Here is an 18,742-nt window from a genome sequence, read left to right as displayed (position 1 = left end):
TCTCCTGCCATAATAGCGAAAATGGCATCTTGATATATTGCCAATAGTAAATTATTTCGCTCTTCTAGTCCCGCTTACCCGCGCCCGAATTCCGGATTGGCCCGCGTCAGGTAATACCACTCCGAATTCGCCCCCGCCTTGGCATCCGGGAACAGGATGCGGCCGCTGAATTCCGCCAGCACCGGCGCGCCGTCCGCGCGCGTGCCGATCTGCTCGCCCTCGGCGACCGGATCGAAGCTGGCCCAGGCGCGCGAGAAGCTGTCGCGCGCGTCGAGCTTGTCGTACACCGCCACCATGTGCAGCGCTTCCATCTCCTCGAAGGGCACCGGTTCCGGCTCGGGCGCTTCGATCAGCTTGAGGAAGGCCAGCGTGTTGACAATGGCGTTGTAGGCGACCTGCGGGGCCTGTGGATCCACGTGCTGGCCGCATTCGAGGGTCAGGGCGTAGCCGCCCGTGGTGCGCATGTATTCGGTGGTGCCGACGCCGTAGCGCAGCACGGTTTCGAGCTCCGCCGCGTTGCCGCGCGAGCGGCGCTGCACGCCGCCGCCGTAGGCCGCCATCCAGCCGGTGACGAAGCGGCGCACGCCGAGGCGGCGCGCCAGCGCGCGTTCCTTCTCCGCATGCACGAAAGGCTCGAGCGGCCCGTCGTTGTTGACCGGACCGACCATCACGAAGGGTTCGCCGTGCGCGGCGTTGAAGGAATGCAGGTCGAGCAGCACGTCGTGCTGGGCCAGCAGCGGGCACAGCCAGTTGGCGACCTGGTCTTCGAAATCCTGCGGCTCATCCTTCGGGAACAGGTTGCGGTTCAGGTTGCGGTCGCCGTTGCGCTCGTTCTTGAAATAAGCGAGGGGATTGACGATCGGCACGAAGGTGACGCTGCCGGCAGCGATCTTGCGCTCGCCGCTGTCGAGTTCCGCCATGACGCGGCGGATCGCCTCGGTGCCGCAAGTTTCGTTGCCGTGGGTCGCACCCATGATGATCACGCTCGGACCCTGCTCCAGGCCGGTATAGTTGACAAACTTGAACTGCAGATTCGGTGCGGAAGCCATGCGTGGTGATCCAAAGAAATATCGGTGCCGCCATTTTATCGGGAAAAGATGGCACGCGCGGAGAGGGCGTGGCATGATCCGCCACCCATCACTTGTCGGAATCCCATGAACCAGTCCCGCAGCGTCCGCCTGCACGGCCTCGACACCTTGCGCGCGCTCGCCGTCACGCTGGTCGTGCTGCACCATTACACGCTGTTCGTCTCGAACGACGACCATACCTTCGGCTGGGTCGGGCAGATCGGCTGGGCCGGGGTCGACCTGTTCTTCGCGCTGTCGGGCTACCTGATCGGCAACCAGATTTTCGCTGCCCTGAAAACGGACGCCGGCTTGTCCCTGGCGTCCTTCTACGCGCGGCGCCTGCTGCGCACCTTGCCGAACTACCTGGTCGTGCTGGCGTTGTATTTCATGTGGCCCGCCGTGGGCGAGGAGGCGCCGCTCGCGCCCCTGTGGCGCTACCTGACCTTCACGCAGAACTTGGGGCTGGCGCCGGGCACGGCGTTTTCGCATAGCTGGTCGCTCGCGGTCGAGGAACAATTTTATGTGCTGCTGCCCGCGCTCGCGCTGCTGGGGGCCGCGCTGCGCCTGCGGATGGCCAGCGCCTGGACCTTCGTCGCCTGCGTGATCGCAGCCGGCATGCTGCTGCGTGCCGGGCTCTGGTCCGGGCAGGTCGATGCGCACGAGTATGGGATTTACTTCTATTACAAGCTCATTTATTACGCGAGCTTATGCCGCCTAGACGAACTGGTGGCCGGTGTCGCGCTGGCGCTGGTGAAGAACCGCCATCCTGGCCTGTGGGCGCGCATGACAAGCCACGGCAATCGCGCGCTGGCGGCGGGCGTGGCGGTGCTGGGCGCCACCTTCTGGCTGTTCCTCGACAATCACTACGGTTTCGCGGCGACTGTCTTCGGATACCCGCTGCTGGGGCTCGGCTTCGGCCTCCTGATCCTGGCCGCGCTGTCGCAGCGTTCCTTGCTGCGCGACCTGCGCGTGCCCGGCGCCGGGCCGCTTGCCGCCTGGTCGTATGCGATCTACCTGACCCACCGCGGTGTCGGCGAGATCGCCGCCGGCCGGGTGCAGGACCTCGGTTACGGCCCGCAGGCGCCGCTTGCCATCGTCGTCCTGCTGGCCTTGTCCGTGCTTGCGGGATGGGTGCTGTACCGGCTGGTGGAAACGCCGTTCATGATGCTGCGCGAGCGCTATGTGCCGAGCAACCTGGCGCGCCCCGCGCTCACTCGCGCGCCTCAATGACGTCGAACGCCGCCGGCATCGCACCGAGGAAAGCGAGTACCGCGTGCACGCGTTCGCGCGCTTCCTGTCCCGAGCTGGCCTCGATTGCCGCACGCAGGCCGGGCCGCGCTTCGATCGTGTACGGACTGCGGTAAGCTTCGACCAGCAGCAGCACCAGGTCGGAAGGCGCGCCGCAGGAACGGCGCAAGCGGCTATCGATGACGCCCAATAAAGTGCGCTGCATGGCCGGCGTCGGGTTCGCGATGTGGGCGAAGACAGAGGGCGTATTCGCGATCGAGGCGCACAGCGCACGCTCGATGGCGTCGGGCTTCAGGTCCGAGGCGATATCGAAGTAGGCCCGGTCCCAGTGCGTGCGCGCATGGACGTGATGCGACGGAAAACGGTCGACCGTCTCGAAGCCGAGCGCAAAGCTGGCGCGCGCCAGCAGGTCGAGCAGGACGGGAATCAGCGGCATGGAAGGAGGGCAGAGGTGCGCATGCCCGCAGTGTAACGCAAGCGCGCCGGGCGATCCAATGACGGCCGGGCGCGCGTAAAACAATATAACCAGTTTCTACAACTCAGCCGGCGAAACGCCCGGCGCGGAAATCCTCGACCGCCTGCTGCAGCTCGGCCTGGGTATTCATCACGAAGGGGCCATACTGCGCGATCGGCTCCTTCAATGGCCGGCCCGCGATCAGCAGCAGGCGCGTCGCGCCGGCCGCCTTGATGACGACGCCATCCGCGCCCTCGGCATTGTCGAGGATCGCCATGCGCGTTTGCGGCACGGCCTTGCCGCCGACGACCGCTTCACCGCGAAACACATAGATGAAGGCATTGTGCCCGGCGGGCAGCGGCTGCTCGAAGCGGGCACCCTCGGGCAAGTCAATGTCGAGGTACAGGGGCTCGGTGCCTTCGCGCTGCACCGCGCCTTCGACGCCGTGCGCGCTGCCGGCGATGACCTGCACCGTCACGCCGGATTCGGTCGTAAACCGCGGCACCTCGGCGTTCGGGATGTCGCGGTACCAGGGCGCGCGCATCTTGTCCTTTGCCGGCAGGTTCAGCCACAACTGGAAACCTTCCATCAGGCCTTCGTTCTGCTCCGGCATTTCGGAGTGGATCACGCCGCGCCCGGCCGTCATTCATTGCACGCCGCCGTCCGTGATCAGGCCTTCGTTGCCGCCGCTGTCGCGGTGGCGCATGCGCCCGGCGAGCATGTAGGTGACGGTCTCGAAGCCGCGGTGCGGGTGCTCCGGAAAGCCGGCGATGTAGTCGCCGGCCTTGTCGCTCCCGAATGCGTCGAGCATCAGGAAGGGATCGAGGCGGCGCTGCAAGGTTTGCGTGAGGACGCGGTTGATCCTGACGCCGGCGCCGTCCATCACGAACTGGCCGCTGATCACGCGTTCCACGCCGCGTGGCCGCGCGACGCGCTCTTCATTACGTTGGTCCGTCAATGCATTCATCACGCTCTCCTTGATAACGCTGCCCGAACAATCAGGCCAGTGCGGCCTCGATGGTGGCATCAGCTTCCGAACGGCCCTTGGCCGACGCTTCCGGACCCATCGCCTGTGCCGGCGAGTGGATGAAGGTGTGGTCCGTCATGCCCAGGAAGTTCAGCAGCATGCGCACGAACGGCACTTGCGGATCGGCTTCAGCCGGGTAGATGCCGCCGCGCGAGGTCGCCACGAACACCTTCTTGCCCTTGAGCAGGCCTTCTGGGCCGCTCTCGGTGTAGCGGAAGGTCACGCCGGCACGGGCGATCGCATCGAACCAGCTTTTCAGTTGCACCGGGATGCCGAAGTTGTACATCGGCGCACCGATCACGACCACGTCCGCCGCCTGCACTTGCGCGATCAGGGCGTCGTCCAGGGCCACGCGGGCAACCTGCTCGGGCGTACGCGATTCGGCCGGGGTGAACAGGGCGCCGAGCGCCGCTTCGTCCAGCACGGGGTGCGGTGCACGCGCCAGGTCGCGGGTCACGACGGTGGCGTCCGGGTTCGCGGCGAGCAGTTTGGCGACGATGCTGCTGGTGACACGGCTGGACTCGGAATCGGCGCCGCGCAGGCTGGAGGTGATTTGCAGGATGTTCATCTTGTGTTCCCTTTAGGTGGTGTCTGTGATTCGATGAGACCACTTTAACAGTTCCAAAATCAATCTGGAAGGCGCTAAAATGGATAACATTATTCAGCCAATGGAACAATCGAATGGAAGTCGAACCGAACGACCTGCTGCTCTTCGCCCGCATTGTCGAGGCCGGCAGCTTCAGCGCGGCGGCGACCCGCGTCAACCTGCCCAAGTCGACCGTCTCGCGCCGCATCTCGCTGCTCGAAGCCCGCCTCGGCGAGCGCCTGCTTGCCCGGACCACGCGCAAGCTGATGGTGACGGAATTCGGCGCCAGCCTGCTCGAACACGCGCGCAAGGTGGCCGAAGAATCGGAAGCGGCCGGCGCCCTGGCCCAGCACCGCCAGGCGGCTCCCAGCGGACGCCTGCGCATTTCGCTGCCGGCCGATTTTGCCAACCTCGGCATGAGCGCGATGATCGCGCGCTTCCTCGAACGCTATCCGGCGGTGAGCGTGGAACTCGACCTGTCGCCGCGGCGGGTCGACCTGGTGGCCGAAAACTTCGACATCGCGATCCGCATGGGCGATTTGCCGGATGACGCCACGCTGGCCGCGCGCCGCGTCACGCTGCAGCGCTTCGGCCTGTATGCCTCGCCCTGCTACACGGCCGTGCGCGGCCTGCCCGAGCATCCGGACGATTTATCGGGCCACGATTTGCTATGCCTGCTGAGCCGCGGCGGCGGGCCGTCCCCCTGGGTCCTCACGCGCGGCAAGGTGCGCTGGCAGCGCGAACTGCCGGCGCGCCTGACGGCGAATTCGCCGGACCTGTTGGCGCGCATCGCCTGCAGCGGCGCGGGGATCGCGGCCAGTTCGGAGCTGTTCGCCTCGCCGCTGGTGAAGAAGGGGGAACTGGTACGGGTGCTGCCGGAATGGGATTTGCCGCCGGCGGTCGGCTGGGCCGTCTTCCCGGGCCGGCGCCTGATGCCGGCCAAGACGCGGGCCTTCCTCGACATGATGGAAGAGATGTTTTGCAGCGAGGCGGGTCAGCAGGGCTAAAAGGGGTGATTCGCTGCGGGCACCCCGTGCCCACCCTACAACCAGGTGCCTCAGCCGAATTTCTTTACAAAGCCCACATACACGCGCCGCGCGACGAAATGATCGAACCCCGCCTGGCGGAAGGTACGGGTGTCCGTCCGATAGCTGCGCCGGCTGCCGTCAAAGATATCGCTGGCGTTCACCGTCAGGCTGAGCGACTTGCTCAATGCGTGTTTCCAGGCCAGGTTCACGCTGCTGGTCGCCCCCTGGCGGCCGAGCGGCGTGATGCCTGATGACTGTCCATGCGCGTCGAGCGACAGGTCGTCGGCTCCGGCGCTGTACGCCGCCCTGAGGTTGACATAGCCCGCGATATCGTCCTGGCGCACGGGGCCGGAAAGGTCGGGCGTCGCCAGCATCACGCGATAGGCGCCGCCGTCCACGCCCAGGCGCAGCGTCGCATCCGGCGTCCAGTCGAGCGAGCCGCTGATGCCGGCCGAGCGCGCGCGCCCGCCGTTCTGCTTCGAGGTCACCAGCACATTGCCGGCGAAGCTGCGTTCATCGAACACCGTATCGCGGCTGGCCCGATAGAAGGCACCCAGGCTCCCGCTGAACTGTCCACTTTCCGCATTCGTGCCCAGTTCCCAGGCGCCCAGGACCTGCGGCTGCAGGCCGGGATTGCCGCGGCTGAGGTTTTGCGCATCGACATAGGTCGTGTGCGGATTGAGGTCGCGCGGATCGGGCATCTGCAGGCTGCGGCGATAACTGAGCGTCAGGTCGGCTTTCTCGCTGACGGCATATTTCAGGTGCAGGCTGGGATTGAATGCGCGCCAATGGCCTGTGCGTGCGCTGTCCCGTGCCGGACCGACCCGCAGCGCCATCCGTTCGGCGCGTGCGCCCAGCAGCGCTTCCCATTTGCCGTGCCTGAGCTGGTCGGTCAGGTAGGCGGCGGCGAGGGTCGTCCGCACCGCATAGGCGTTGGTCGTATTCGGGTCAAGCGTCTCGGCAGCCGAGGAGGCGTCGACCCACGCCTGGTAATTGTCGACGTCGTCGACCTTGTCCTGGACATCGACGCCCATGCCCCACTGGCCGTGTCCGGACGCGCGCGTCCAGTCGACCGTGGCCTGGTCCAGGCGCCGCGCCGACCTGGTCGCGCCGTGGCTGTAGTCCGTGGCGCGCGCCGGCACGAGGAATACGTCGCTGTACGACTTGTCGACCAGGCCGGCCGTCGCGCTGTGCTGCAGCATCGCCTTGAGCGCCGCCCCCTTGCCCTGGTGGCTGTAGGCCAGGCTGGCGCTGTCGTCGGACTGCTCGTTGGGCCCCTCGGAGATGCGATGAAAGATGGTCTCCTCGCTGCCCGTGCGGTTCTCGTTGAGGACGTCGAACAAGGGACGCGAGCGGCGCGCGTTATGGCGCGCCGCCAGGCTGAGGGTGTCCGTGTCGCTCAGGGCATCGTCGATGCCCAGGGCCGCGGTTTCCACGACGCGGCGCACGAACACCGTCGAGGCCTGCCGCGCCTGCCCGGCCCGGCCTGCGAGCGGATCATTCCAGTCCACCGTCGACGCGCGCATTTTCAGCGTGCCGTCGTGGCGCAGCGCCAGGCTGCCATGCGCGCTGATATGGCCGCGGGTCAGGTCGCCCGAAGTGCCGGCATTCCACAGGCCCTGGCCGGTGGCGCTTCCTTGCACCTGCGCGTGGGCGCCCGGCTTGCGGTTGCGCTTCAGGACGATATTCAGGATCGTGCCGCCATTCGCGTTGTAGGCCGCCGACGGATTGGTGATGACTTCGATGCTGGCGATGTCGGCGCCGCTCATGGTCTGCAGCGCCACGGCCCGCTCTTCGTCCGAACCCGACAGCATCGCCGTCGGCTTGCCGTCCACCAGCACCGTGACTTGCTGGCTTCCCTTTACACGGATCTGGCCATCGGCCGTCACGGAGACGTCGGGAGTCGATTGCAGCAGGTCCTGGGCGCTGCCGTTCGCCGCCTTCGGCGTGCCGGCAAGGTTATAAACGGTCTTGTCGAGCTTTTTAAGGACCGGCTCTTTTTTGCCCGTTACCGAGACGGTCGGCACCGGTGGATCGTCGGCGCGCGCCGGCGCGGGCAGCGCGGCGAGCCCGCACAGGATGAGGGGCAGGGCCGTCCTCAGGACGGGCACTGTCAGGCGGGCCTGTTGCCCATCATCTCGCCCAGGCGCACCTTGCGTTCCGGCGCCCAGTCGGGATTGAAGGCGATCGTCTTTTCCTTGAACAGCATGACGACGGTGGAACCGAGCAGGAAGCGGCCCATCTCTTCGCCCTTTTTCAGCACGACCGGGGTCGTGTCATAGGTCCACTCCGAGATGCGCCCGGTGCGCTGCGGGTTGACCACGCCATGCCAGGGCGTGGCCATGCTGCCGACGATGGTCGCGCCGACCAGCACCATGACGAAGCTACCGAATTCCTCGGACTCGAACACGCAGGTGACGCGCTCGTTGCGCGCGAACAGGCCCGGCACGCCGCGCGCGGTGGTCGGGTTCACCGAGAACAGGGCGCCGGGCACGTAGATCATGCGGGTCAGGCGGCCGTCGCAAGGCATGTGCAGGCGGTGGTAATCCTTGGGGCTCAGGTACAGGTTCGCAAACGAGCCATGCTGGAACTGCGCCCCCAGCGCGGCGTCGCCGCCGACCAGCTGGGTGGTGGTGAACTTGTGGCCCTTGGCCTGCAGGATGTGGTGGTCGTCGATCGCGCCGAACTGGCTGATCGCGCCGTCGACCGGGCAGACGAAATCCGCCTGGGCCAGCGGACGCACGCCGTCCTTCAAGGGACGGGTAAAGAATTCGTTGAAACTCGGGTAGCTCGCGATGTCGGAGTTGGCCGCCTCGTCCATGTTGACGCCGTACTTGCCGACGAACCAGCGGATCAGGCGGGTCGTCATCGCGCCTCCGCGGTGGCCGGCGACGCGGCCGGCGAACGAGGTCAGCGCCTGCTTGGGCAGGACATATTGTGGCAGTACTTTGAAACGATCGGACACGGTGGCAGCCCTTATTACATTTGACGATGGCGAATTATAAATAAGGGGCGTGCCCGTGCATATCATTGTTTTCGACGGCGGCGCCCCGGGGCCAGTGTAGCGCATCGGTCCAGAAGCGGACGCCGGCATGCAGATGAGGATCAGGCCAGGCGCAGCGCCGCCGCCAGGGCTACGGACGCCCGGGTCATCCCCCACAATGCGATGCCGTACGAGGCCGCCGCATCGGACGCAAATGAATGTGTGTCCCATAAAAGCAAATAGCCTGGCGAGCCAGGCTATTGTCGTGCTGCCAGGGCGAACCCCGATTACTTTACGCGGCGACGCATCGCGCCGATACCGAACAGGGCGATGCCGAACAGGGCGACCGACCCTGGCTCAGGAACGTCGGCGAACTTGAACTGACCGTTATTGCTGACGAAGAAGTGGTCGCCTGCAACGTTTTTGTATATACCGGGCTTATTGCCAGGGATGCAGCCTGGACCGGTGAAGCCCGCGAACTGGCAAGCCACTTCGTTGACCAGCCTGCTAGTCGGCGAGCCGACGGCATTGGCGTTGGTGAAGGCGAACGAAGTGCTCTTCATGGTCGACATGTCGATGCCGCGTGGGTCGAAGAAATAGCCTGCCTTCAGATCGCCAACCTGCGACTCGGCGAACACGCTGACCTGGCCGTTCGTGACCGGATTGCCGGTACCATCGACCATGCCGCCACCGCCCAGGATGCTGAAAGTGCCGATCAGGTTGCCGAGGTCTGCGCCGTAGATGCCGTTAGCCGTACCGTACTTCCCTTTCTGGGGGTTTTGGTACATCTTGATGGTGCCGCTGGTAAAGGCGAAGCTGCCGTTGAAGGTGCCGGCGCCAACAGCATCGAGCGTTGCAGAGATGTTTCCGGTTTTGTAGCTTATTGGGAAGAGCTTGCCATTGCTGTCAGCCTGGCTCAAGTTGAACACAGCGTGCTCGGTGAACGAGAACGCGCCGGTGCCGGTCGCTTTCAACTGGATGAAGCCATTACCGTTTACATCCAAGTATTCGTTGATTTCCTGACCTTTCGCCAGACCGGTGCCGGCCGGGTTGAAGGTCCAATCGTTCATGATGGCGTCAGCTTGAGCGGCGCCGGCGGCGAGGGCGATGGCTGCAGCGCAGCCCAGTTTTTTCAGGACGGTCATCGTTTTCTTTCAGGTTGAGGGTGTTGACTGCTGCCATATAAGCAACACTCATGCCAACCAGAAAGTTTTGTTATAAATCAATTAGTTGCGACTTGGAACCCGGAATTTCCTGGGGCAACTGTAAAGATTTCCGACAGGCATGCTTCCTTTCACGCGGCCTCGCTTTGACGGGCCCGGCGGAAGTAGCGCAGCGCGGCCAGCACTGCGAGCGCCTGCATGGCCGCCGACAGGAAAAAGCTGCTGCCGATGCGCGCGTCGCCCGGCGGCAGGTGGCTGACGGCGCCGAGGATGGCCGAACCGAGCAGGGGCATCACGATGACCCCGAGGCTGTTGATCGACTGTAGTGAACCCATCAGTTCTCCCTGCTCGCCCGCAGGCGTCCCGCGCGAAATGATCCCCTGCAGCGCGGGCCCGGCGGCAAAGGCCAGCAGGTTGCAGCAGATGAGGACATACATCATCCAGCCCTGGGTGGCCAGGCCGTACAGCACGAAGGTAAGCGCGCCAGACGCCAGGCCCAGCACCGCCACGCGCGCTTCGCCGAAGCGCCGCAGCAGCACCCCCAGCAGCCAGGCCTGGACGACGACGGTGGAAAGGCCGATGCAGAACATGGCGATGCCGTTGTCGCGCGGGCTCCAGCCGAAACGGAAGGTCGTGTACAGCACCCAGGTCCCCTGGGTCATCATCTGGGCGAAGGTGGCCAGCGCGAACACGCCGACGATGCCGCGGATGTCCTCCTTGCCGGCCAGCCGCGCCAATGCGCGCAAAGGATTGATGCGTTTCCAGTCGAAGGGGGCGCGCTCGCCCGGCGCCAGCGACTCGGGCACGTACAACCACCCGTAGACCAGGTTGACGGCCGCGAGCGCGCCGGCGACCCAGAACGGCAGCGTGAGCGAGACGTCGCCCAGCAGGCCACCGAGCACGGGGCCGCAGATGAAGCCGACACCGAAGGCGGCGCCGATCTTGCCGAAGCTTTTCGCCCGGTTCTCCGGCGTCGAAACATCGGACGCATAGGCCGAGGCGACCGACATGCTGGCCGCCGAGACGCCGCCGATGACCCGCCCGAGAAAGAGCCAGGCCGGGCTCGGCGCCCAGGCCGTGACGAGGAAATTCAGGCACATGCCCGCCATCGAGTACAGCAGCACCGGGCGCCGCCCGACGCGGTCGCTGATCGCGCCGAGCGTGGGCATGAACAGGAATTGCAGCAGTCCGAACACGGCCGCCATGAGGCCGTACCACAGTGCCTGCTCGTCGCGCCCGGGCACGAACTGGCCCACCAGCACCGGCATCACCGGGATGATCAGGCCGATGCCGAGCACGTCGATGAAAACGCTCACCAGCACGAAGCCAAGTTTGCCGCTGGCGGCGGGCGCCTCCGCCTCGAGCGGGACGGGCGCGTTCACGCGGCGTTCCCAAACCACTCGGCCGCAAAGTCGTCGCGGAAGGCGAGCAGGCGCGCCAGGCGTTCCCCGGCCAGGGCGCGTCCCGCCTCGAGCTGCATCATTCCCGGCAGTTGCGCGAGCTTGACCATGATGTGGTCGAGCGACCAGGCGCCGTCGTCGAGGTCGCGCGCCTGGGCCAGCGGATCGCTCGGGTGCGCGAGCGCGCGGCCCATCTTCCCGGCGACATAGAACATGCGCGCCAGGCCGACGGCGCCGAGGGCATCGAGCCGGTCGGCGTCCTGCACGATCTTCGCTTCGATCGTGACCGGGACGACCGCCGCGGAATAACTGTGCGCCTCGATGGCGTGGGCCACGCCGTCCAGGCGCCCGCCAGGAAAGCCGAGCCGCGCGAGTTCGGCGCGCGCCAGCTGCGCCGCCCGGCGCGAGGCCTGGGCCCGGCCGGGGTCGTTCTTCGGCAGGTTGACCAGGTCGTGCAGGTAGCAGGCGGCCATCACGACCAGGACATCGGCCTCGGGATGATGCGCGAGCAGGTCCTGCGCGCTGCGCCAGACGCGCTCCAGGTGGCTGGCGTCATGGGCGCCGTCGTCGCCGGCGTGGGCGGCGGCGAGCGCGGCCAGGCGCGTGCGCCAGGCCGACAGTTCAGGGGACAAAGGAAACATCGGGCTCCAGGGAGGACGGCATGCTGGCGCGCTGCGAGAGCGCGTCGGCGTCGAGGTTCTTGTGGCGTGGTACCCAGCGCAGCAGGGTGCCCGGCAGCTGTGCCAGCAGGGCGCGTGCGCGGGCCCGGTAGGGCTGCAGGGCAGGAGCGCTCTTCGCATCAGGCGCGGCGACGTCGTCGAGCACGACGCGGCTGTCGCCATACACGGTGAGTTCGCGCGCGCCCTGGGCCAGGGCTGCCCCGAGCACGGCGATCAGGGCCAGGTATTCGGCTTCGCCGCTGTTGCCGTAGCCGGCGGGCTCGGATAATTCCACGACCTGGCCGGCCGGGCCGAGCAGGCGCGCGCCGATGCCGCAGCGGCCCGGGTTGGGACGCGCCGAGCCGTCGAACCAGGCGCGCCAGGCGGTGGGGGCGCCCTCGTGGCGTGCCTGGCGTACGGCCAGGGCGGCGGCACGCGCCGCCTGCCGGGCCAGCGCGCGTGCGGCTTCGGCTTCGCGCAAGGCGCCGCGCTCGGCCAGCAGCGTGGCCAGGCCCGCAGCGCCGGCGCTGGCGGCAAGCGTCATGCGCAGCGCTTCCTCGAGCGGCAGGCTCCTTGTCAAGGCCAGCTTGCGGCTGGCGGCAAGTTCGGTTCGGTTGGAGGCGCCTTGCAGGCGGTCGAGTTCGGTCATGGCGTCAGCATAACCGTTTTCGGGCCATCCAAAAACCCTTCGCCAGTCCGCAACGGACGCAAAAAAGCGCCCCGGAGGGCGCTTCGTGCGGCTGCCTGCGATCAGCGGCGGTAGGGATTCTCCGGCCGCGCATCGCGGTGGTTCGGTACGCCATCGCCGTCGACATCGCGGTCGCGGCGGTTCGGGATGCCGTCGTTGTCGAGATCGCGGTCATAGCGGTTCGGCACACCGTCGTGGTCCGTGTCGCGGCCGCGGCCGTGGTGCTCGTAGCGGTCGGGCACGCCGTCGCGGTCACGGTCGCGGTAGCCGTCGTGCTGGCCGTAGCCGCGGCCGCCGTCGCGGTCGTAGAAACCCTGGCCGCGGTAGCCGTCACCGCCGCGCGGGGCCCAGTAACCCTGCTGCATGAACCAGCGGCCGTCGCGCTGCTGCCAGGCCGGCGGCGCATAGATATAGCCGGGGCGCTCGACGATATAGGTGCCCGGCACCCAGTGGTGGCGATGGCCGCGCCACTCCCAGTAGCCCGGCGACCAGACATAGCCGCGGCGCACGACGGGAGCGCGTTCGTACAGCGGCGCCGGCGGGGCCGAGCCGACGTACAGTTCAACGTTTTGCGCCATCGACGGCAGCGGTGCATAGGCGGCGGCGGTCACGGCGATCAGGGCAGCCAAGTTCAGGCGTATGTTCGAGCGTAACTTCAGGCGGGATTTCATGTCGGTCTCCATCTCCAAAAGCGGATGATTCAATATATCAATCGCTTGAACGAAATGGTGCGTTTGACGCATGTGCTTACAACTGACACAAATTGCAGCAGCCGGGGCAGCAAGGGTCGGAGGAGGGGGCTGTGGGGGGTGGGACGTGGCGGGTGGCCGGGCAGGCCTCAGCAGGCGGCCCGGCACACACGGGTAATCAAATGCGGCTCACTGGAACGCGGCGATCGGCCAGCACGGTCGGCTGCCGTTCGGCGCCCGGGCGCTTGCCTTTCACGACCACGACGGCCATTCTGGTTTCGGTGGCGATGCTCGAATCCTGGATGGCGGCGGGGCGGGCTTCCGCTTGCGGCAGCGCTTCGGTGAAGAAGCTGGCCGAGCCGGCGGCGGCGAGGGCAACGACGAAAACGGCTTCCATGTGCTTGGCGATGTTCACGGTGTTTCTCCTTGCGGGTGGGTGTGCGATGTGTCCAATGTAGCCAAAGCCGCCAGGGACCTCCATCGGATTGCGACAAGGTGCATGAAAAGCGGGATGGCCTGCACAAAACCGGGTGCGACGCGAAGCCCGCAACGTCGCGCAACTCGACGCTATCGCCGCGCTTTTCGCCTCCCCCCGCTAGAGGCCGGCGGAGGCGGCCACGTCGGCGCGCGGGGAGGGGAAGATGGGGGAGATGTTCGTTACGGTGTTCGCCGGACTGGCCGCCAATGGCCGGGCGCGGCGGCGCGCGCGCAACCTGCGGGCCGGCGCCGTACCAGGCGTGCCGGCGCTACGCATGGTGCCGGGACGCGCCGCGACGCGCTGGTGGCTGGCGCTGGCGGCGCTCGGCTTCGTCGCGGCCGGCGCCTTGCTCATCGCCGGCCATGCGCGTTCGCTCGGCGCGGCCGCTTCCAGCCGCTCGGCGGCGGCCGGCGGACCGGTGCGGATGCTGGCCTCGTTCCAGCCGGCCCTGCCTGGCGCTTCCTTCAGCGTGCCGCTGGTCCCGGCCGTGAACCTGGCCGCGCAGCCCGGCGGCGCTTTGCTCGTCGTGGCGAATGTACGCGCAGCCCGGCCGGTCGTGATCGACCTGTGCAGCCAGGCGCTCGCGGGATCGGGCGGACGGCTGGCGCCCCTGCGCATCGGCTACCGGTTTGCCGATGTGGCGCGCTGGGCGGGACGCAACGCCACCGCCGCCAGTCCCGTCACGCTGCGCAATATCGTGCTGGCGGGTGCTCCCATGCCGCAGGTCGACATCAGCGGTTCCCTGGGGATGCCCCTGCAGCTGGCCTGGCGCGGCGAGGCGCGCTGGATCGGCGACGCGGGCGCTGGCGTGATTGCCCGCGGCCCCCAGGGCGCGGTAGCGCTCGGGCGCGAAGGCTGGCTGGTGTGGGGAGAGAACCGCGCGCTGCACATCGCCCGCCGCGCCAGCGCCGCCTGTGCCGAGGGCGGCGAACTGGTGCTCACTTCCTATCCGGGCGAAGCCGGCAGCGCCGGCGCCCTGGTGGCCGCGTTTCCCGAACATGGGCCGATGCGCAGCGCGCACCTGGCGCCGGGAGCCTACCGCGTGCCCGCCGAGCCGCCGGCGGAGCTCGAAGACGGCGCCCTGTTCGACAGCCTGCTGGCGCGCGGCTTCGTGCGCCTGGCGCATGACGGCATGATCGAGACCGCGCCGCGCGACCTGCTGCAATGGCGCGCGGCCGCCCCTGCCCAGCGCGCGGCCGACCTGCACGGCTGGGACGGCGTCGAGCTCGACGCAACGGGCCTGCGCCTGCTCGAGCGCCTCCACGCGCGCGCCGATGGCGCCTATGTGCGCGAACAGATCCGTGTCTTCAATGGCGAACGGCGCCTGCTGGCCTGGCGCCTGCGGCCCGGTGCCAACACCGCATGGCTGGCGCAAGCCGGCGCGGTCGCTGCCGGCACCGTCGAGACAATGCCGCTGGGCGCCGCGCGCCTGTTCGACAGCCTGCCGCAAGGCTGGGCGCCGTGGCGGCGCCTGGCCGACTGGCCGGCCGGCGCGGCCAGCGCGCGCCTGGTCCTGACGCTCGCGCAGCCGGCGCGTGGCGACGAGCGCATCGAGCTGATGCTGGCGGGCCGGGTGCGCGCCATCGCCGGTGCCGCGCTGAGTGGCGGGCGTGCGGTCTGCGGCGGGCGCGCCTGCACTGGAGCCGACGATGTGCGCGAACTGGTGCTGGCGCCGCGCCCGGGTACGCGCCAGGTCGTGATCGAAGCGGCGCCGCTCGACCTGGCGGCGCTGAGCGGTAGCGGCGACGGGCCGTACCGGCACCTGCAGCTGAAGGATGGCCGGCTGGCCTGGCAGGCCATCGCGCCACAGCATCGCGCGGCCCGCGGCGTATCGGCGCCGGTGCTGCTGGCCGACCGCGGCGGCGCGCCCCTGTGGGAAGCCGGCGGCGCGACAGCGCAGGCGCGTGCGGCCGGCCTGTCCACGCTGCTCGGCCTGGACCCCCGGCACGGCAGCAGCGTGGCCGGGATGCTGGCGCGCGTTCCCGCACCGGACGGCCGCCCGCATGCCGCCACGCTGACCCTCGACCTGGACTTGCAGCGCATGGGCCAGGCGGTGCTCGACTGCGTCGGCATGCGGCGCGGCCAGTGGGATGGCGCGCGCTGCCTGGGCGGGTCCGCGCCGCCGGCGGGACGCCAGGCCGGCCTGGTGCTGCTCGACACCGGCAGCGGCGATATCCTGGCCGCCGCCAGCGGCGCCGCAGGCTCACCACCGGCGGCCGCGGATTGGAACGAGCTGCGCGACTTCGACCGCGTCGATCCGGCGCGCAGCCCCTTGCGCCAGGCCGCCTTCCAGCACGACGGCGGCGCCGAGCGCAGTCCCGGTTCGACCTTCAAGATCGTCAGCGCGCTCGGCCTCGAACTGGCAGCCCAGCGCGACCCACGCCTCGACGATCTGCTGGGCGGGATGCCGCTGGCCGACCTCAACCGGTTCGCGGCCGCGCGCGGCTTCGCCTTCCGCACCGACGGCGCCAGCTATCCATATGAGGGAAAGGGCGCGCGCATCACCAATTTCCGCGACGGCACCCTGGACCGCCGCGCCCAGGACGGCAAGCTGGGCCTGGCCCAGGCGCTGACCTACAGCCTCAATACCTGGTTCGCCTGGAGCGCGGAGCTGAGCGACGCCAGCCTGTTCGGCAAGGCGCAGGGCGGCGCGCCCAGCCTGCGCGCGCTCGACGACACGGCCTTCGCCGGCGTGCGTCCCATCGCCGAGATGGCGCAGCGGCTCGGCTTCGAGCGCCCGCTGCCGCTCGACGGCGGCCTGCTGCCCCCTGACTTCGCGTGGCGCAATTGGGACGCACTGCAGGCCAGCGTGGCCGGCTTCGATCCGATCGGCTCGCGCCACGAACTGCGCCAGATGGCGATCGGACTGCGCATGCAGGCCGCGCCGCTGCACATGGCGCTGGCCGCCGGCGCGGTGGGCGAAGGCAGGACGATCGCGCCGCGCCTGCTGCTGGCGCTCGACGGGCGCCAGGCCGAAGCCCGGCAGGGCGCGCCGCTCGGCGTACGGCTGGACCGCATCCGCGCCGGCCTGCACGGCGTCGTCGCGAAGGGCACGGCGGCCAGCGCCTTCCGCGCTGCGCAGTTCAACGACATGCGCCCCGGCCTGTACGGCAAGACCGGCACCGCACCGGTCGGGCAGGACGGGCAGGCCACGGTCTGGTTCACCGGCTGGCTCGAGCCGGGCAGCATCCCGGGCCAGCCCCGGCGCCTGGCCTTCGCCGCCTTTGTCAGCCGTTCGGAGGCGACCGGCGGCGAGCATGCGGCGCCGGTGGTCGCGGCCCTGCTGCGGACGATGGCGCAAAAGGCCGAACAGAAAGGGTAATGCGCCCCTCCAGCGCGCCTTGTTTTTGTGTTTGTATGGCATGATTTACAAAATCCGTTATCTGGCGGATACGCCATGGGCTCACGAATTCAAGAGGAAGGTATGCGTTTGCCGGGAACCCGGTATCAGGAGCCTGGCTGGGAGCAGGTGCGCAAGCTGCTCGGCCAGTGTTCGCTCGATGCCTTTGCGCGCTGCGATCCTGCAGGCTTGCTGGCCCCCGCGCCGGCAGGCGAGGCGCTGGCGCTGTATGTCGAGGTGCTGGCCGAGAGCCTGCATGCGGCCGGCCGCGGCGCGCGCGCCGGGGCGCCTGGCAACAGCTATGGCGACAGCGTCGCCGAGCTGGCCCTGCTGCTCGCCTATGAACTGGCCGCGCGCCCGTCGGACTGGGAAGCGTTTCGCACGGCCCTGGCCAGCGAGCATGCGCGCGTGCCGGCCTTCTGGCGTCGGCCGGGTGGCGAAGCGCTGCTGCGCAAGAAGGTCAACGACATGTTCGCCCTCCTGCGCGACAGGGTCGACGCCGACAATTACCAGGCCGCCTGCGGACGCGCCTGCAGCCCGAACCGCATCTACGCCTTCCGCATGCTCGACACGGCCTATGGCGAGATCGCGCGCCTGTTCGACAACTGGCATGCGCACCGGGCCCAGGTCGGCGCCATCCTCGGCCGTCCGCTCGATGGCGCCTTACCGATCGAGGTGCGCCAGCTGGCCTCGATCGGCGGCTGCCGCCCCGAATGGATACTGCGCTGGAGTGCGACGCTGGAACGGTTCACGGGTTCGCCCGGTCCCCTGCACACGCGCTCGAAGCGCTTCGACAGCCTGAAGGACAATGCGGCCAGGATCGGCGGGATGCTGGCCGAGATCGGCGAATACGAAGCCCTGTCGGCCAACCGCGACCGCGACTGGCTGCAGGACGCCGATACATCGGCTTCCTGGATCGAGGATTACTGGCGCGTGCTGGACGAGTCGGGCGCGGCCAGCACGCCGGGGCCGGACCTGGTCCTGGAAGCGCTGGAAGATGAACTGGACAGCGCGGACCCGCCGGCGCCGCCCGCGGTGATCGACGAAGATGAACCGCTGCACGCCCTGCGCGCGCAATCGGTTTCACTGCCCCCCGGCTTTGTGCATGCGGCGGGCGCGGCGCAGGATCCGTCCAGCTGGAGCGCGCGCATGCTGGCGCCCGACTCGCTCGCGGTGCGCCTGGCGGTCTACCTGAAGCTGCTCGGGCCCGGGGACGACAGCTATCCGGACGAATGGCGCGATCCGGCGACCAATGCGCTGCCGACCATGGCGCAACTGGCGGCGCTCGACGCCGTCTCGCTGCCGACGCTGCGCAAGCGACGCGACGCGGCCATTGCGCGCCTGGGCGCGGCAGCATCCTCGAATGGGAGTAGCGAATGAAAACGAACCATGACATCGAACGCAAACTCCGCGAACGCCTGCTGCTGGCCCCGCGCGTGGCGGGCGACCGCCTGATGCTATCCGACGCGGTGCTGCAAGCGGCGCTCGACGGCAGCCGTCCGCTGACGCATGCCGAGCGTGCGGCCCTGCAGGCCTCGCCGCTGACGACGCGGCGCCTGCGCACGCTCGTGCTCGAACGTCGTGCGGCCGCGAACGATGCCTGGCAGGGCAGCAGCGGCATGCTGCGTGCGGCCGACAGCGGACAGGGGCTCGCCGAGCTGGCGACCGACGACGGCTGCTGGCGCCTGCACTTCGTCGACAGCGCAGGAAGGCGGCGCGTGATCCTGCAACTGATGCCGGACGCCCCGTTCTCATCGCGCCTGCTGCGCGAGGCGCCCTTGCTGCGCGTGCTCGATGGCGCCGGAGCGGAGCTGCTCGTTGGCCGCCTCGACGCGGACGGCGAGCTCGAGGCCGACTGGCCGTTCGAGGACCTGCCGGCCGCGCACTTCCAGCGCCACGGTGCGGCCTTCACTGTGCAACCGGCGGCCTGAC

Annotated in this window: 16 protein-coding genes and 1 pseudogene; 5 read left to right on the top strand and 12 right to left on the bottom strand. The window is 68.5% G+C overall.

Translation table 11 applies throughout. The annotated features are described in order from the left end of the window. Positions 1–74 precede the first annotated feature (74 nt). Positions 75–1,049 carry a M14 family metallopeptidase gene (locus AC1MEM_RS18980; protein WP_499473124.1) on the bottom strand — a complete coding sequence of 325 codons (975 nt, stop codon included), beginning with the start codon at positions 1,047–1,049 and terminating at the stop codon, positions 75–77. A gap of 105 nt (positions 1,050–1,154) precedes the next feature. Here AC1MEM_RS18980 and AC1MEM_RS18975 point away from each other — a divergent pair, with 105 nt between their 5' ends. Then, positions 1,155–2,297: an acyltransferase family protein gene (locus AC1MEM_RS18975; RefSeq protein ID WP_499473122.1), complete on the top strand. Its 1,143-nt coding sequence runs from the start codon at positions 1,155–1,157 to the stop codon at positions 2,295–2,297. Here the strand turns inward: AC1MEM_RS18975 and AC1MEM_RS18970 are convergent. From AC1MEM_RS18970 to AC1MEM_RS18960, 3 genes and pseudogenes are all read right to left on the bottom strand, one after another. After that, on the bottom strand, positions 2,278–2,751 hold the full coding sequence (locus tag AC1MEM_RS18970; RefSeq protein ID WP_499473120.1) for a hypothetical protein: 474 nt from the start codon (positions 2,749–2,751) through the stop codon (positions 2,278–2,280). The two genes, AC1MEM_RS18975 and AC1MEM_RS18970, sit on opposite strands and share 20 nt — an antisense overlap. A 103-nt stretch (positions 2,752–2,854) precedes the next feature. Next, positions 2,855–3,736: pseudogene (locus AC1MEM_RS18965) on the bottom strand (pirin family protein). A gap of 31 nt (positions 3,737–3,767) precedes the next feature. Continuing rightward, the gene (locus tag AC1MEM_RS18960) at positions 3,768–4,364 is read right to left on the bottom strand and encodes an FMN-dependent NADH-azoreductase (RefSeq protein ID WP_499473118.1); all 597 of its coding nucleotides are present in this window, start codon (positions 4,362–4,364) and stop codon (positions 3,768–3,770) included. A gap of 113 nt (positions 4,365–4,477) precedes the next feature. On the opposite strand from AC1MEM_RS18960, the gene AC1MEM_RS18955 reads away from it, so the two are divergent. Next, entirely contained in the window at positions 4,478–5,389 is a 912-nt protein-coding gene (locus AC1MEM_RS18955) for a LysR family transcriptional regulator (RefSeq protein WP_499473116.1), read from the top strand. A 50-nt stretch (positions 5,390–5,439) separates the two neighbouring features. Here AC1MEM_RS18955 and AC1MEM_RS18950 read toward each other — a convergent pair whose 3' ends face one another. From AC1MEM_RS18950 to AC1MEM_RS18915, 8 genes are all read right to left on the bottom strand, one after another. Further along, positions 5,440–7,521, bottom strand: coding sequence for a TonB-dependent receptor (locus tag AC1MEM_RS18950; RefSeq protein WP_499473114.1), 2,082 nt, complete (start codon positions 7,519–7,521; stop codon positions 5,440–5,442). Between the two features lie 2 nt (positions 7,522–7,523). After that, positions 7,524–8,375 carry an archaetidylserine decarboxylase gene (gene asd / locus AC1MEM_RS18945; protein ID WP_499473112.1) on the bottom strand — a complete coding sequence of 284 codons (852 nt, stop codon included), beginning with the start codon at positions 8,373–8,375 and terminating at the stop codon, positions 7,524–7,526. Positions 8,376–8,680: 305 nt separating this feature from the next. Next, positions 8,681–9,538 (bottom strand): flocculation-associated PEP-CTERM protein PepA, encoded by an 858-nt coding sequence (gene pepA / locus AC1MEM_RS18940; protein WP_499473110.1) that lies wholly within the window; start codon positions 9,536–9,538, stop codon positions 8,681–8,683. 149 nt (positions 9,539–9,687) lie between these two features. Then, positions 9,688–10,938, bottom strand: coding sequence for a TCR/Tet family MFS transporter (locus tag AC1MEM_RS18935; RefSeq protein WP_499473109.1), 1,251 nt, complete (start codon positions 10,936–10,938; stop codon positions 9,688–9,690). Next, complete coding sequence (locus AC1MEM_RS18930; RefSeq protein WP_499473108.1) at positions 10,935–11,597, bottom strand: HD domain-containing protein; 663 nt, start codon at positions 11,595–11,597, stop codon at positions 10,935–10,937. Before AC1MEM_RS18930 ends, AC1MEM_RS18935 begins: the two co-directional genes overlap by 4 nt. Further along, positions 11,578–12,264: a ribonuclease HI family protein gene (locus AC1MEM_RS18925; RefSeq protein WP_499473106.1), complete on the bottom strand. Its 687-nt coding sequence runs from the start codon at positions 12,262–12,264 to the stop codon at positions 11,578–11,580. The genes AC1MEM_RS18930 and AC1MEM_RS18925 overlap by 20 nt, the downstream gene beginning before the upstream one ends. Positions 12,265–12,365: 101 nt before the next feature. Beyond that, on the bottom strand, positions 12,366–12,974 hold the full coding sequence (locus AC1MEM_RS18920; protein WP_499473104.1) for a thrombospondin type 3 repeat-containing protein: 609 nt from the start codon (positions 12,972–12,974) through the stop codon (positions 12,366–12,368). A 196-nt stretch (positions 12,975–13,170) separates the two neighbouring features. Further along, positions 13,171–13,407, bottom strand: coding sequence for a hypothetical protein (locus AC1MEM_RS18915; protein ID WP_499473102.1), 237 nt, complete (start codon positions 13,405–13,407; stop codon positions 13,171–13,173). A 226-nt stretch (positions 13,408–13,633) separates the two neighbouring features. On the opposite strand from AC1MEM_RS18915, the gene AC1MEM_RS18910 reads away from it, so the two are divergent. The 3 genes from AC1MEM_RS18910 (at position 13,634) to AC1MEM_RS18900 (ending at position 18,741) form a co-directional block, all read left to right on the top strand. Beyond that, positions 13,634–16,792: a penicillin-binding transpeptidase domain-containing protein gene (locus AC1MEM_RS18910; protein WP_499473100.1), complete on the top strand. Its 3,159-nt coding sequence runs from the start codon at positions 13,634–13,636 to the stop codon at positions 16,790–16,792. A 102-nt stretch (positions 16,793–16,894) separates the two neighbouring features. After that, on the top strand, positions 16,895–18,190 hold the full coding sequence (locus tag AC1MEM_RS18905) for a hypothetical protein (protein WP_499473098.1): 1,296 nt from the start codon (positions 16,895–16,897) through the stop codon (positions 18,188–18,190). Continuing rightward, complete coding sequence (locus AC1MEM_RS18900; RefSeq protein ID WP_499473096.1) at positions 18,187–18,741, top strand: hypothetical protein; 555 nt, start codon at positions 18,187–18,189, stop codon at positions 18,739–18,741. Before AC1MEM_RS18905 ends, AC1MEM_RS18900 begins: the two co-directional genes overlap by 4 nt. Position 18,742 lies beyond the last annotated feature (1 nt).

This window comes from Telluria sp. AIW5 (genome assembly GCF_056680575.1).
The sequence above is the reverse complement of the archived record's forward strand: the minus strand, read 5'-3'. Positions and strand labels throughout refer to the sequence as shown.